The sequence below is a fragment of the Mucilaginibacter terrae genome, from assembly GCF_042679325.1.
GTDB lineage: Bacteria > Bacteroidota > Bacteroidia > Sphingobacteriales > Sphingobacteriaceae > Mucilaginibacter > Mucilaginibacter terrae.
The window spans coordinates 96,991-110,017 of record NZ_JBHTMJ010000017.1 but is presented as its reverse complement, the minus strand read 5'-3'; the positions used below and the strand labels follow the sequence as shown (position 1 = coordinate 110,017).

The following is a 13,027-nucleotide window of genomic DNA, read 5'->3' as shown; positions in this document are numbered from 1 at the left end:
GACCAGATTATGGGAAGAACGTCAAACTCTCAGATTGTTAATGTATTTAACAGAAGTATTCCCAATGAAGAAGACCATTATCTCAGCATAATATTTCTAAATGACAGGCAAACTATAGTAGTGTACATTAGTGTAACTTAAACATTCAAAATCGCTTCAAATAAGCAGCATTAATCAGTTCGCCATACGGAATATTTGCAGGTGCGTTTAAACTAAACCATGGCGAACCATTTTGTACGATCTGTATGTTTTGAGCTGGCATAAAGCTTTGCGCTAACAAGAATTTCTTTTGACGGGCTTTATTAACCACCACATCCATCACCATAAAACAATGACCCGGCGAACCGCCTCTAATAAATACATCGCCAGTTTGCAGGTCGTTGCTATTGGTTACGGGTTTTAGTTCTTTCTCTAACGAAAGTGTACCAGCATAAGAAAACACCAGGTTCATGTAATTTATAAAGCTGCGGTAACTATAATCTTTTTTGGTTAGCTTTTTCCATACACCGCTTTGCTCATAACGGTAGCCCTCGGCAAAGTGTACAAAATCACATTTAAAGCCGCTGGTGAAATTAAAGGTAATGGCTTTGTAGTCCTTTTTACTGTATTGATATTCGGCCTTTAAACGCATTACGGCATCGGCACATTGTTGCAGATTTTGCTCACCAACGCTTATGTCAATTACAGCCGCGGTGTAAGGGTTGGTTCGGGCTATGTTGCCACGGTAAGTAAGCGTGTGGGTACCCGCCGGTTTAAGTTTTCGGCTTTGCAGCCAGGCCGCGAAACTACCGGTTGTTGTTGCAATCCTGCTATACCCTGTCGTCACTTTAAAGCGCGTTTTAACGGTCTGCGGTTTTATAAAAGCCGTTATTACAAAAAATAATATGACGAGGCTAACTGATCTCATAAATGTAACAGGTTTAGGTAATATAGTGACAAATTTTACCTATCATTTAGTCTGTTAAGCTGATTTTAAGGATAATAAAAAGCCTAATTAGTTCAGCACCGACAGTAATTCATTTAGCTCCTGCACTTTTTCTGTCGACCCTAAATTTTCATAAGCACTGATGAGGTTACGTAGTATCCGGCGTACGATATCGGTGTTGCTGCAAGGTTCGTAAAATTGTTTGTCGAGCTTTAAGTTTAATTGTTTCAGAAACTGATCCACATCGCGCCTGCCAAAAATAAAGCCTTTATTGAAAGCATTGATATAAAACAAGATGCCGCTTTCAAATTCGGCTTTGGAGGTTTCATCTAAATAAGCCAATATAAAATGCTGGGGCAGGTTAACGCCGTAAATAGGTATATCGAGTTTTTGGGCAACTATCGAATAAATAATGGCCAGTGAGATCTGGTTGCCTTTCTTGGTTTCCAGCACCTGGTTGAGGTAGCTGTTTTGCGGATCCTGGTGGTTGGTAGTATTGCCGCTAAAGCCATATATGTTATACAATACGTAGTTAATTAACTTTACCTGCTCGGCCGGACTACCTTCAAACATCATTTGCATCCATATATCGCGCTTAATGGCTTCTATCTGGTTAATGATCTTTTGTTCATCCAAATCGGGATACTGGTATTTATTAATGATCAGTACGCCTTGCAACAGATCGAAAGCTCCGCTTTGCTGCCATAGTTCCAGGTCGGTTTTTACCAAACCAAACTGAATTTCGTGTACCAAATCGGCAATGCGCTCTTGTTGTATAGGGTCAAATGCCTGTTCCCAGGCATTTTCCAGGTAAGTTATAGCCGTGGGACCATACGATATGAGTTTTTCATGCACATGCTCGTAGATCTCCCGGTCAGGGTCATCCAGCAACCGGATGAGTGAATGGATTTCTGCCTCGTTAATCATGTCTGCCTCTTTCTTCAAAATATTAAAGCTTTATCTATTTTTACAACCATGTTTACCCTAAAGTTTACTTTAAGTCATTTTTTTCATCAGCGTAAAGCTAAAAACCGGCACGGGCTGCACTCGCCTTTTGTGTACCGGCTGGTTGATGAAGTAATTTACGACTTTTCGAATAAAAAAGTATATACCCAGATTGAAAAAAAAGCAGGGTTGGGAAAAAAATTAAATTCTACCGACAAACTCCTTTACCGGATTACCGCCGATAATAATCCTCAAACTATTTGGATATTAGGTAAATACCATGCTACAGATTATACCATTTTACAGCAGGTTTGCGTAAATATTCAATTCAAAAAAACAACTGATATAGCCGATTGGAAAGATGCTACGCCGCCGGGCGTGGTTTTTTTGGATGTGCAACGCAACCCGCAAAGCGCTATGGACTACTTTAACCGGCTGCTATCAAAAGTACATCCCCACATCGTGCTCATCGTTAAAAATATTCCCGAAAATACGCTGACCAAAACCTCCTGGAGCATTATGGCCTCGCACCATAAAGTAACGGCATCGGTTAACTTATTTTGGCTGGGGCTAATGTATTTTAAACCAGGGCAGGTGAAAGAAGATTTCTTAATTAAATTTTAGAGATTTGCATGCGGTAAAATTTTATATTTTTAATTCATGCAATCATATTCAACACCAAGAACGTTTCACTATTTTCCCCCCAGCTGCATGCAATACGGATCATATGCATAAAAAAATGTGAAGTTTTTTTAAAAATTGAAATAATATGAAGTAAAACAGGATAGTTAGCCGGTTATATTAAATCAAATTATCGTTCAAATCAAAAAATTATACCTTTGTTCATCGGTTGTTTAAACCATCAGCCGTGTTCAAATCTATTCATGCAAGGGCACCCACATAAAATTTTGGTAGTAGGAGGAGGCAGTTGGGCCACCGCTAACATTAAAATGCTGACAGACAATAGTGCACCAAAAGAGATTTTTTGGTGGATGCGAAGTCAACAAGCGGTAGAAGACATTCAAAACTATAGGCATAACCCTAATTACCTGAGTTCGGTAGAGGTTAAAGTGCCTGCCGAAAATATTTCTACAGATTTGAAAGGCTTAATTGCCCAGGCCGATTTTGTATTGCTTAACGTGCCTGCCGCATTTTTAAAAAGTGTGCTTACAGGCATTACCCCGGCCAACTTCGCAGGTAAAAAGATAATTTCGGCCATCAAAGGTATTGTGCCCGATGAAAACCTGATTATTGGCGAGTTTTTGCATAAATATTATGAAGTTCCGTTTAGTGATTTCCTGGTTATAAGTGGCCCCTGCCATGCAGAGGAAGTGGCTTTAGAAAAATTATCCTACCTCACCATAGCCTCGGCCGATGCTGAGCTGGCTTCCCTGTTTGCCGGTATGTTGAATACCCGTTATATTAAAACCATAGTATCTGACGATATTTATGGTACCGAGTACGCCGCTGTGTTAAAGAATATTTACGCTGTAGCCAGTGGTATTTGCCATGGTGTAGGTTATGGCGATAATTTTCAGGCGGTACTAATCTCTAATGCCATTCGCGAAATGCAGAATTTTGTGAATGCAATACATCCTATTGATCGCGACATTAAAGAGTCGGCCTATTTGGGAGATTTGCTCGTGACCGCCTACTCGCAATTTAGCCGTAACCGTACGTTCGGCAACATGATTGGCAAAGGTTACACCGTAACTTCTGCCCAGCTGGAAATGAATATGGTGGCTGAGGGTTATTATGCAGTAAATTGCCTACACCAGATAAATAAACAATACACAGTTAGTATGCCTATATGCGAGGCTGTGTACCGTGTTTTGTATAAAAAACACTCCCCACTTTTAGAAATGAGGCGTTTGGCCGAACTATTGAGTTAGTATTGATATAAACAAATTCAATTGAACTTATGAAAAACATAATTAAAGTTGCTTTATTAGCAGCCGTATTATTCGTAGCTGCCGATACTCAAGCTCAGGTTGTTAAAAAAACAGGAAAAGCTATTAGCAATGGTGCTAAGGCTGTAGGTAACACTGCCGAAGACGGTGCACAAGCCGTGGGCAAAGGTGCTAAGGTGGGCGCCCGGAAAACTGCTGAGGTAGCCTCAAAAGGCAAATCGGCCGTGGTTGATAAAAAATACGATAGTAAAGTTGGGCCAGGCGGACAAACTATTTACATCGATAAAAATTCGGCTTATTATTATGTGAACAAAAAAGGCCGCCATGTATATGTTAAAGAAGTCGATTTGGTAGTTAAGCCTTAATTTTGATACCATTACAGCGCGTTTGCCTGGCAAGCGCGCTGCTTTTTTAAAATCTACCTTTTATCATGAAAAATTACCTATTAGCATTAGTGCATATTTTATGTGCATTTGTTTTGATTTTTGCTGCTTGTACCTATTCCGGGAAAAGATCTATAAAAGGCAAATGGCGTGCTAAGCAAGGAAACACCAGGCTGGAAATAACAGGTAAAAAATTCATTTTAACCGAAGAGGCTCCCATAGCCGAAGATTATTTCATAAAGGACGATTCGATATTTACTTCTTTTGAAGGTAGCCAGCCCTACAGCCGCTTTGTGATACAAAAACTGGACGATCATAATTTGAAGTTATTATACCCGGATTCGATAATTGTAGAGTTTACCCGTTAAACAACAAAAGCCCTCCCTAAGGAAGGCTTTGTCAAAACTAAAACTAACGGGTTCCAATGGCTTGGTTCCCTAAAAACTAAATAAAATTATTAGTATTTTCTGCGACGCTCGCCACGGTCTTCACGGCTTTTGCCCGAGAAATCGCGGAAACCACCACTGGCATTACCACCGCTGTTGCCTCTTTCGGCACCACGGTTGCTGCTGCCACCATCACCACGACGATTACCACCGCCATAGCTACTTCCGCCTTCTCGTTTTTTGTAGCCACCGCCACCATAACTACCACGGCTTTCGCTACGGTCGCCACTACCACCATCTGCCGAAACTTCAATTCTAACCTCGCGGCCTTTAAACTGAGCATCTTTAAAACTGGCAAAAGCTTTTTCCGAGTCTTCATTAGCAACTTCCAGAAAAGAGTAAACACCCTTAACATCAATTTTGCCTATAGTACGGCCAACAATACCAGTTTGGTTACAAAAATAACCTAACAGATCGCCGCGGGTAAAGCCGTCAACCGAACCCAAGTTAATAAACAAACGGGTAAAATCGCCACGGTTACCGCGTGAAGATCTATCACCATCGGCACCCTCACGGGTAAAACGGGTATCTTCTGCAGCATTCAGATCAGGGGCATTTTTATAATATTCAAGGAAGCTGTTAAACTCGATAGATGCAAAGCGCTTGATGAGGTCTTCTTTAGAAAGATCGGCAAACTCAGCGTAAATACGTGGTAAGTACTGCTCAATTTGCTGCTCGTTAATTTCAACATTGTGTACTTTATGAATAAGGCCAAACAGTTGTTTCTCGCAAACATCAAAGCCAGTTGGTATTTCCGTTTTAATAAACTTTTTACCAATAACACGTTCTATCTGGCGTATTTTACCAATTTCTTTAGAATTAACGATAGCGATAGAAATACCTGTTTTACCGGCACGACCTGTACGACCGCTACGGTGGGTATAATTCTCAATTTCGTCTGGCAACGAATAGTTAATTACGTGTGTAACGTCGTTAACATCAATACCACGGGCGGCTACATCTGTTGCAATTAACAACTGCAGGCCACGTTCGCGGTAGCGTTTCATTACCTTATCGCGTTGTTGTTGCGAAAGGTCACCATGTAAAGCATCGGCGTTGTAGCCGTCTTTAGCTAATGATTCGGCAATTTCCTGAGTTTCTATTTTGGTACGGCAAAATACGATACCAAAAATTTCAGGGTTAAAATCTACAATTCGCTTAAAGGCGGCATATTTATCACGGGCACGTACTACATAGTACTCATGCTCAATGTTAACATTTCCGGTGTTTTTTTCGCCCATGGTGAGCTCAAAAGGATCGGTCATGTACTTTTTAGCTATGCGGCGAACCTCGCTTGGCATAGTGGCTGAAAACAGCCATGTTTTTTTATCCTCGGGCGTGGTGGATAAGATACTGTCAATGTCTTCCTGAAAGCCCATATTGAGCATCTCATCAGCTTCATCCAATACTACAAATTGTACCTGCGAAAAATCAATAGCCTTGCGGTTGATAATATCGAGCATACGGCCCGGGGTAGCAACAACAATTTGTACACCACGTTTAATTTGGCGTAACTGATCTGAAATACTGGCACCTCCATAAACAGCAACAACGCTAACGTTCTTCATGTTTTTGGAGTAGTTTTTCAAATCATTGGTGATTTGTAAACAAAGTTCACGTGTAGGGCACAATATTAGTGCTTGTGGATAATTTTCTTCAAAATCCAGCAGTTCCAATAATGGTAAGCCAAAAGCAGCAGTTTTTCCGGTCCCGGTTTGGGCTAATCCGACAAAATCGTTGCTGCCTGTTAACAATACCGGAATTGACTGTTCCTGGATTGGCGTTGGATTTTCAAATCCTAACTCAGTGATGGCATTAACAATATCATGACGGATTCCCAGTTCAATAAATGGGTTGTTCATGAATTAAAATAACAGATTCGACAACATCGCCAAATCGGGTGCAAAAGTACAATAAATTAATGGGATTTCAAATAGGTGATTGAAAATGAGATACTAATGATAAATACCGTAAATTTAATTTATTAAAAGATAGTATTTAATAATTGCAGAATGTCTTGTTTACTGATGCTTACTTCTTCCGACTTATCATAGATGTAGATCAGGTTAATAGTAGTAGAACTTATATTATTTGTTACAATGTAAGATATTATTCTATAGCCACCACTTTTTCCTTTCCCTTTACTTTTTATGGCTAACCGAATTTTATATAGTCCACCACCAAGGTCGATACCTTGTTTTGGATTTTCAAGCAGGTCTTTTTCTAATTGTGCTAAATCTTCAGGTAGGGAAGGATGTTTCTTTTTAAAGTGCTTCGCTCTTTTTACAAAGTTATTTGTGTAGATAACGCTATTTGGCGTAGCTTAAATATCCTTTAAAGTTAATGATTTGCGTTTGCCTTCTTGTATTTCCCTCGCCTCTATTAAGCCTTGTTGTATGCCTGATAATATTTTTTCTTTTTTAGAAGAATCAATTATTTTGCCCTTAAATTTCTTAACTATCTCCAAAAAAACATCTTTGTCTTTGTCTGCTATCTCAATTGTTAAAGTGGTCATGATGTAACGGTTATAGCCAAGAATAAACAATTAATCTAATTTCTACCGCAACCTATCCGCCGATTTTACCAGCGCTTCATCTCTTTGAATAGCTTTTACTGCTAACATCATCAGCAATATCGCAATAGGCGGTAGAAATAAACCCACGCCAAAATTGTTGCTGTTCAGCAATACGCCATCAGTCGCTTTTTTAACTGTTTGTGCCAGCCAAAAACTATGACCAATAATAACCAGTATAGCACCGTAGCAAAATGTAATTTGCTGTTTACGTTTACGGAAAAAGAAGATAACTGCCAGTGGTAGTAATGCTACAACGGCGGTTACCGCGGTAAGAGCTGTAAAGGTAAGCGTGTGCTGCTGTGCCCCGTTCACATCCTGAAATAAGCCGGTAACCTTTACATTGGTAGGTGTATTGTTGATATAAACATTATTGGCTATAGTAACCAGGTAGAGGGCAAACATGGCCAGGCAGGCCAAAAACAGGTATATACTTTGTACGCGTTGTATCATGATTGAATGTTATAGCACGGCAAAGATAAAATTGTTTGGTTAAAATAATCATGCATCCTTCATTAGCGGTTTATTAACTTTGCGGCCGTGGTTCAACTACAACGTTATTTTTTAGAGATCGCCTACAATGGTACACGCTATCATGGCTGGCAAACACAGCCCAATGCCATAGCCGTACAACAAAAATTGAACGAAGCCTTAGCTATACTGCTGCGCCAGCCTGTAGAAACAACCGGCGCAGGCCGTACCGATACGGGTGTGCATGCCAAGCAGTTGTTTGTGCATTTGGATATACCTGCGGCCCCCCAGCCCCCTGAAGGGGGAGTAGAAGTTGATCTGCAAAGTTCATGCTCCCCCTTTAGGGGGCTGGGGGGTCTTAACGCCTTGCTGCCACACGATATTGCCGTTAAGCGCATTATCCCGGTTCATGCGGAGGCACATGCGCGGTTTGATGCCACGCAGCGGTCGTATGAGTATCATATCCATTTTAGCAAGGACCCGTTCAGGCAAAATTATTCGTGGCAAATTAAAAAAGGGGATTTGGATGTGGAGTTGATGAATGAGGCTGCGAAAATGATGATGGAGTACACCGATTTTAGCTGCTTCAGTAAATCGAACACGCAGGTAAAAACCAACAATTGTAAAATTACGCGTGCCGAATGGCTGCGCAAGGAGGACAGTCTGGTATTTTACATATCGGCCGACCGTTTTTTACGTAACATGGTACGGGCCATTGTAGGTACTTGTATGATGGTTGGCCGTAAAGAAATTGCGCCGGAAGGCATCCGCCAGATCATTGAAAGTAAAAATCGCAGCAACGCCGGAACATCGGTGCCCGCTTGTGGTTTGTATTTAACAGAAGTTAAGTATCCATATATTTGAAGTGCAATTGTGTGGATGCAAATGTGCAAATAGATAGTATTCTGTAAATTCATTAATCCTGTAAATTCAGGTTCAAGACAAATTTTCGAAATAAAAACACATGTCCCAGGTAACAGGTAAAGCATTAGATTGGAAACTGCTCACGCGTATTATGCAGTACGTAAAGCCATACAAGCGTACGTTTGTTATAGCAGCGTTGCTCACCATATTTTTGGCGGTTATTACCTTAGTGCAGCCCATTTTAATGGAGGTTGGCCTGGATAAGTATATTTTGGCTGGCAATTATAATGGCTTAGTGTTTATTGTGATCCTCATGGTATTGCAGTTGGCCATACAAACGGTGGCGCAGTATTATCAAACTTATTCCACCAACGCTTTGGGGCAGTCCGTTATCCGCGATCTGCGGATTCATGTATTTAACCACATTATGAGCTTGCGGCTAAAATACTTCGACCGTACACCCATTGGTATGCTCATTACCCGTACGGTATCTGACCTGGAAACCATTGCCGATATTTTTGCAGAAGGCCTGATCTCTATCATTGGCGATTTGCTCCTTGTACTGGCTTTAATTATTTGTATGCTGGTGAAAGACTGGAAATTGACACTGGTTACGTTAATACCTCTGCCATTTCTTTTAGGAGCCACTTATATATTTAAAGAAGCCATTAAGTCTTCGTTTCAGGATGTGCGTACTCATGTAGCCCAATTGAATACCTTTTTGCAGGAGCATATTTCGGGGATCAGTATTATCCAGTACTTCTCGCGCGAGGCACAGGAAATGCGCAAATTTAACGTAGTGAACGAAAAGTACCGCGATGCCAACATCCGGTCTAACTGGTACTATTCCATATTTTTCCCGGTGGTGGAAATTTTTGTGGCCGGCTCTATTGGTTTACTGGTTTGGTATGGTTGCAAACGTATTTTAAGCGATCAGCAAATGGCCTCGTTAACTGCCGATGAGCATGGCATTACGCCAGGTAAAATCTTAGCGTTCATGACTTTCCTCAATTTACTGTTTAGGCCTATACGCCAGCTGGCCGATAAATTTAATACCCTGCAAATGGGTATGGTGGGTGCCGATCGTATTTTTAAAGTACTGGATACCGATGAAGTAGCGCCTAATAATGGTACCATACAAACCGGTCGCTTGCGCGGGAATATTCAATTTAAAGATGTTTGGTTTGCTTACAATGATGATAATTGGGTGCTTAAAAATATCAGTTTTAACATTCAACCAGGAGAAACTCTGGCTTTGGTAGGTGCAACTGGTGCAGGGAAATCATCTACCATTAATATATTAAACCGTTTTTATGAAATAGGGCAGGGTAGTGTACAGGTTGATGGTGTGGATATTAAAGATTACGAACTGAACTTTTTACGTTCTCAAATTGCCACCGTCATTCAGGATGTATTTTTATTTTCAGATACTATTGCCAACAATATCAGCTTAAATAACCCGGCTATTACCCGCGAGCAGATCATTGCAGCCGCTACCGATGTAGGCGCACATGAATTTATTGAACGCCTGCCCGGCGGGTATGATTATAACGTAATGGAACGCGGAGCAACGCTTTCTGCCGGACAAGCACAACTCATTTCTTTTGTACGCGCGCTGGTTTATAACCCGGCAATTTTGGTTTTGGACGAAGCTACTTCATCAGTAGACACTGAAACAGAGATCCTGATTCAGAACGCTATTGATAAACTAATGGATGGCCGTACCGCTATTGTAATCGCACACCGCTTGTCTACCATTCAAAAAGCCGATAAGATCATCGTGCTCGATCATGGTGAGATCAAAGAAATAGGCACTCACCAGGAGCTGCTTCGCATAGAAGACGGATATTACCGTAAGTTGTATGACCTGCAGTTTAACTCAGCGGGAATAGATAGGGGAGAGAGTCAAGAGTACAGAGTCAAGAATCGAGACTCTGTTTAACTCGCTCTTGAATCTTGACTCTGTACTCTTGATTCTATTTTACCGGTGGATTATCCTTCTCCGGGTCGGCAAACTCATCAGGTGGAGTTTTAACCGGGTTAACCGGTTCTTCGCTTTGCTCGTGGGATTTGGCTACGTCGCCAAAGTCGGCATCGTCTGCATTATAGTCTTTATCCTCTTTTCTTTTTACAACTTCGCCACCGTTGTCATTAGGGCGTTCGGTTGGCGTGTCAGATGGTGAAGGTTTGTTGGATGAATTGGCTGGCTCGGTCATATTTAAACAGATTTATTGAAATATAACACAAGCGGTAACGCTTTGTTTATATCGCTTTATGCGTTAAATTTTGTTAAAATGGATTGCAGCAATTCATCTAAATCGCATTTATAGTTAATAAAGTTTTACCTTTAACCACGTGTTGTTTAACTTCGCAACCCAACTGTTACAATATGGAAGAATTTGAAGCAAGTACGGCCGCCAAAAAAACCAAGACCATTTATATATCCACGGTTTTTGGGATTGCTATGGTGCTGCTGATGGTAGGTATGCTGGGATTGATACTGGTACACGCCAACAATTTATCGCGCTATATTAAAGAAAACATGGTGGTTAACGTGTTTGTTGATGAAGGTGCCCGGGAAACCGAAGTGGTACAATTTCAGCAAAAGCTGGCTAACGACCCGCATGTAAAACGCAGCCAGTATGTGCCTAAAGAGCAGGCTGCCCGCAATTTGCAAAAAGACCTGGGCGAAGACTTTGTTAAATTTTTGGGTGTTAACCCGCTTTCTCCGTCTATAGATGTGTACATGAAAGCCGATTATGCTAACAACAATGATCTGACCCGCTTTGCCAACGAACTGCGTAAAAACCCGATGGTTAAAGAGGTGAAGTATCAGCAGTCGCTGGTAGACCAAATGAACCAGAATATGACCAGTATAACCTTAGTAATCCTAAGTTTTACCGCTATATTTTTAGTGGTTTCCATTGCGCTCATTAATAATACGATACGTTTGGCCATCTACTCGCAACGCTTTTTAATAAAATCTATGCAATTGGTTGGAGCTACCAAAGGTTTCATCCGCAAACCATTTTTGCTCTATGGTATATGGCATGGTTTACTGGGTGCGCTTATAGCCACCATTATATTAGTAGGCACGCTTTACCTGGCCTACCAGCAGGTGCCCGATTTAGTAGTGCTGCAAAACTATGTTGAGTTCGGGATTATATTTGCAGGTGTAGTTTTGCTGGGGATTTTTATCTCGGGCTTTAGTACCTTTTTAGCGGTCAACCGTTTTTTACGTTTAAAGATATATCAACTATACAGATAATATATTATGGCACAAAAGTATATCAAACCTAATACCGCCGCACCAAGGCCGTCTATATTGGGCGACGCAAAACCAACTGTTACCACTCCGGTAAACTTTGTTTTTGGTAAAGCTAATTACCAGTTATTAGCAGCCAGCATTGTTATTGTGGCGTTAGGCTTCGTTATCATGTCGGGCAATACCGATATTTACAGCAATACTAAAATTGTATTAGCACCATTGGTAGTATTAGCCGGATTTGGTTTGGCATTTTACGCTATCTTAAAAAAGCCAGCACCTAACGCATGACTTTAATTCAGGCTATCATCCTGGCCATTATAGAAGGCTTTACTGAGTTCTTGCCGGTATCCTCAACCGGCCACATGATCATTGCCTCATCGGCTATGGGTATTGCCAATAACGATTTTGTGAAGCTATTTACCGTTGCTATCCAGTTAGGAGCTATCCTTTCGGTTGTGGTGCTATACTTTAAACGGTTTTTTCAATCGGTTAATTTTTACTTTAAACTATTTGTAGCCTTTGTTCCGGCCATAATTTTTGGTTTGCTGTTTAGCGATAGGATAGATGCTTTGTTGGAGAGCGCCATTACGGTGGGTATAACGTTATTTATTGGCGGTATAATTTTATTATTTGTTGATAAGTGGTTTAACAAGGCTACTATTACCGAGGAGAAAGATATCAGTTACTTAACCGCTTTGAAAATCGGCTTGTTTCAGTGTATAGCCATGATACCCGGTACCTCGCGTTCAGCCTCCACTATTGTAGGTGGTATGTCGCAAGGATTGAGCCGTACCGCAGCTGCAGAATTCTCTTTCTTTTTAGCAGTGCCTACCATGTTTGCGGCAACCGCTAAAAAGCTTTACGATTTTTACAAAGCTGGGCACGTTTTTACCGGCGAAGAGATAAAACTGCTGGCTATTGGTAATGTGGTGGCTTTTGTGGTTGCATTGCTGGCTATTCGTACTTTTATTACTTTTTTAGAGCGTAAAGGCTTTGTGCTGTTTGGCTGGTATCGTATTGTGGTAGGAGCGGTTATCATTGGTTTATATATGACCGGGCATAACCTGGAGGTAATTTAGTTCTTAAAGAGTCAAGAGTACAGAATCAAGAATAAAGTTTTTTAAAACGCCTGCCTTGCAAAAAGACAGGCGTTTTCAGTTGTAGTATATGCCGGGATTCTGTTAATTCTTTAATTCTATAAATTCCGGTTCAGACAACTACCTTTGTATCTTCATTCTGATAT

16 protein-coding genes are annotated in these 13,027 nt (G+C 41.0%); 9 read left to right on the top strand and 7 right to left on the bottom strand.

Features of this window, described 5'->3' with window-relative positions; genetic code table 11:
* Window positions 1-145: 145 nt before the first annotated feature.
* Both ACFQ3S_RS16695 and ACFQ3S_RS16690 read right to left on the bottom strand, forming a co-directional pair.
* Complete coding sequence (locus tag ACFQ3S_RS16695) at window positions 146-907, bottom strand: DUF4846 domain-containing protein (RefSeq protein WP_377166542.1); 762 nt, start codon at window positions 905-907, stop codon at window positions 146-148.
* Between the two features lie 87 nt (window positions 908-994).
* Window positions 995-1,852, bottom strand: a complete 858-nt coding sequence (locus ACFQ3S_RS16690; protein WP_377166860.1) for a transglutaminase family protein — start codon at window positions 1,850-1,852, stop codon at window positions 995-997.
* 48 nt (window positions 1,853-1,900) lie between these two features.
* On the opposite strand from ACFQ3S_RS16690, the gene ACFQ3S_RS16685 reads away from it, so the two are divergent.
* From ACFQ3S_RS16685 to ACFQ3S_RS16670, 4 genes are all read left to right on the top strand, one after another.
* Window positions 1,901-2,494 carry a hypothetical protein gene (locus tag ACFQ3S_RS16685; RefSeq protein WP_377166540.1) on the top strand — a complete coding sequence of 198 codons (594 nt, stop codon included), beginning with the start codon at window positions 1,901-1,903 and terminating at the stop codon, window positions 2,492-2,494.
* Window positions 2,495-2,754: 260 nt separating this feature from the next.
* Window positions 2,755-3,762 (top strand): NAD(P)H-dependent glycerol-3-phosphate dehydrogenase, encoded by a 1,008-nt coding sequence (locus ACFQ3S_RS16680; RefSeq protein WP_377166538.1) that lies wholly within the window; start codon window positions 2,755-2,757, stop codon window positions 3,760-3,762.
* A 29-nt stretch (window positions 3,763-3,791) separates the two neighbouring features.
* Window positions 3,792-4,145, top strand: a complete 354-nt coding sequence (locus tag ACFQ3S_RS16675) for a hypothetical protein (protein ID WP_377166536.1) — start codon at window positions 3,792-3,794, stop codon at window positions 4,143-4,145.
* A 65-nt stretch (window positions 4,146-4,210) separates the two neighbouring features.
* On the top strand, window positions 4,211-4,531 hold the full coding sequence (locus tag ACFQ3S_RS16670) for a hypothetical protein (RefSeq protein WP_377166534.1): 321 nt from the start codon (window positions 4,211-4,213) through the stop codon (window positions 4,529-4,531).
* A gap of 89 nt (window positions 4,532-4,620) precedes the next feature.
* On the opposite strand, the gene ACFQ3S_RS16665 is transcribed toward ACFQ3S_RS16670, so the two are convergent.
* From ACFQ3S_RS16665 to ACFQ3S_RS16650, 4 genes are all read right to left on the bottom strand, one after another.
* Window positions 4,621-6,471 carry a DEAD/DEAH box helicase gene (locus ACFQ3S_RS16665; protein ID WP_377166532.1) on the bottom strand — a complete coding sequence of 617 codons (1,851 nt, stop codon included), beginning with the start codon at window positions 6,469-6,471 and terminating at the stop codon, window positions 4,621-4,623.
* A gap of 122 nt (window positions 6,472-6,593) precedes the next feature.
* A complete protein-coding gene (locus tag ACFQ3S_RS16660) occupies window positions 6,594-6,914 on the bottom strand; it encodes a type II toxin-antitoxin system RelE/ParE family toxin (protein WP_377166858.1) in 321 nt (106 codons plus the stop codon).
* Window positions 6,915-6,932: 18 nt separating this feature from the next.
* A complete protein-coding gene (locus tag ACFQ3S_RS16655) occupies window positions 6,933-7,124 on the bottom strand; it encodes a hypothetical protein (protein WP_377166530.1) in 192 nt (63 codons plus the stop codon).
* Between the two features lie 42 nt (window positions 7,125-7,166).
* On the bottom strand, window positions 7,167-7,634 hold the full coding sequence (locus ACFQ3S_RS16650; RefSeq protein ID WP_377166528.1) for a DUF4293 domain-containing protein: 468 nt from the start codon (window positions 7,632-7,634) through the stop codon (window positions 7,167-7,169).
* A gap of 87 nt (window positions 7,635-7,721) precedes the next feature.
* On the opposite strand from ACFQ3S_RS16650, the gene truA reads away from it, so the two are divergent.
* Together truA and ACFQ3S_RS16640 are read left to right on the top strand one after the other, a co-directional pair.
* Window positions 7,722-8,516 (top strand): tRNA pseudouridine(38-40) synthase TruA, encoded by a 795-nt coding sequence (gene truA / locus ACFQ3S_RS16645; RefSeq protein ID WP_377166526.1) that lies wholly within the window; start codon window positions 7,722-7,724, stop codon window positions 8,514-8,516.
* A 100-nt stretch (window positions 8,517-8,616) separates the two neighbouring features.
* Complete coding sequence (locus ACFQ3S_RS16640; RefSeq protein ID WP_377166524.1) at window positions 8,617-10,458, top strand: ABC transporter ATP-binding protein; 1,842 nt, start codon at window positions 8,617-8,619, stop codon at window positions 10,456-10,458.
* A 34-nt stretch (window positions 10,459-10,492) separates the two neighbouring features.
* Here ACFQ3S_RS16640 and ACFQ3S_RS16635 read toward each other — a convergent pair whose 3' ends face one another.
* On the bottom strand, window positions 10,493-10,732 hold the full coding sequence (locus ACFQ3S_RS16635) for a hypothetical protein (RefSeq protein ID WP_377166522.1): 240 nt from the start codon (window positions 10,730-10,732) through the stop codon (window positions 10,493-10,495).
* Window positions 10,733-10,905: 173 nt separating this feature from the next.
* Here ACFQ3S_RS16635 and ACFQ3S_RS16630 point away from each other — a divergent pair, with 173 nt between their 5' ends.
* The 3 genes from ACFQ3S_RS16630 to ACFQ3S_RS16620 are packed head-to-tail and all read left to right on the top strand — an operon-like array spanning window position 10,906 to window position 12,863.
* Window positions 10,906-11,784, top strand: a complete 879-nt coding sequence (locus tag ACFQ3S_RS16630; protein WP_377166520.1) for a cell division protein FtsX — start codon at window positions 10,906-10,908, stop codon at window positions 11,782-11,784.
* A gap of 6 nt (window positions 11,785-11,790) precedes the next feature.
* The gene (locus ACFQ3S_RS16625; RefSeq protein ID WP_377166518.1) at window positions 11,791-12,072 is read left to right on the top strand and encodes a DUF3098 domain-containing protein; all 282 of its coding nucleotides are present in this window, start codon (window positions 11,791-11,793) and stop codon (window positions 12,070-12,072) included.
* A complete protein-coding gene (locus ACFQ3S_RS16620; RefSeq protein ID WP_377166516.1) occupies window positions 12,069-12,863 on the top strand; it encodes an undecaprenyl-diphosphate phosphatase in 795 nt (264 codons plus the stop codon). The genes ACFQ3S_RS16625 and ACFQ3S_RS16620 overlap by 4 nt, the downstream gene beginning before the upstream one ends.
* Window positions 12,864-13,027: the final 164 nt, after the last annotated feature.

What these genes read in the sequence shown, in the direction of transcription:
- ACFQ3S_RS16690 (WP_377166860.1), bottom strand. Translation starts at nt 1,852, where the DNA reads ATGATTAACGAGGCAGAAATCCATTCACTCATCCGGTTGCTGGATGAC.
- ACFQ3S_RS16640 (WP_377166524.1), top strand. Translation starts at nt 8,617, where the DNA reads ATGTCCCAGGTAACAGGTAAAGCATTAGATTGGAAACTGCTCACGCGT.
- ACFQ3S_RS16625 (WP_377166518.1), top strand. Translation starts at nt 11,791, where the DNA reads ATGGCACAAAAGTATATCAAACCTAATACCGCCGCACCAAGGCCGTCT.
- ACFQ3S_RS16675 (WP_377166536.1), top strand. Translation starts at nt 3,792, where the DNA reads ATGAAAAACATAATTAAAGTTGCTTTATTAGCAGCCGTATTATTCGTA.
- ACFQ3S_RS16685 (WP_377166540.1), top strand. Translation starts at nt 1,901, where the DNA reads ATGTTTACCCTAAAGTTTACTTTAAGTCATTTTTTTCATCAGCGTAAA.
- ACFQ3S_RS16630 (WP_377166520.1), top strand. Translation starts at nt 10,906, where the DNA reads ATGGAAGAATTTGAAGCAAGTACGGCCGCCAAAAAAACCAAGACCATT.
- ACFQ3S_RS16665 (WP_377166532.1), bottom strand. Translation starts at nt 6,471, where the DNA reads ATGAACAACCCATTTATTGAACTGGGAATCCGTCATGATATTGTTAAT.
- ACFQ3S_RS16650 (WP_377166528.1), bottom strand. Translation starts at nt 7,634, where the DNA reads ATGATACAACGCGTACAAAGTATATACCTGTTTTTGGCCTGCCTGGCC.
- ACFQ3S_RS16620 (WP_377166516.1), top strand. Translation starts at nt 12,069, where the DNA reads ATGACTTTAATTCAGGCTATCATCCTGGCCATTATAGAAGGCTTTACT.
- ACFQ3S_RS16635 (WP_377166522.1), bottom strand. Translation starts at nt 10,732, where the DNA reads ATGACCGAGCCAGCCAATTCATCCAACAAACCTTCACCATCTGACACG.
- ACFQ3S_RS16655 (WP_377166530.1), bottom strand. Translation starts at nt 7,124, where the DNA reads ATGACCACTTTAACAATTGAGATAGCAGACAAAGACAAAGATGTTTTT.
- ACFQ3S_RS16695 (WP_377166542.1), bottom strand. Translation starts at nt 907, where the DNA reads ATGAGATCAGTTAGCCTCGTCATATTATTTTTTGTAATAACGGCTTTT.
- ACFQ3S_RS16680 (WP_377166538.1), top strand. Translation starts at nt 2,755, where the DNA reads ATGCAAGGGCACCCACATAAAATTTTGGTAGTAGGAGGAGGCAGTTGG.
- ACFQ3S_RS16670 (WP_377166534.1), top strand. Translation starts at nt 4,211, where the DNA reads ATGAAAAATTACCTATTAGCATTAGTGCATATTTTATGTGCATTTGTT.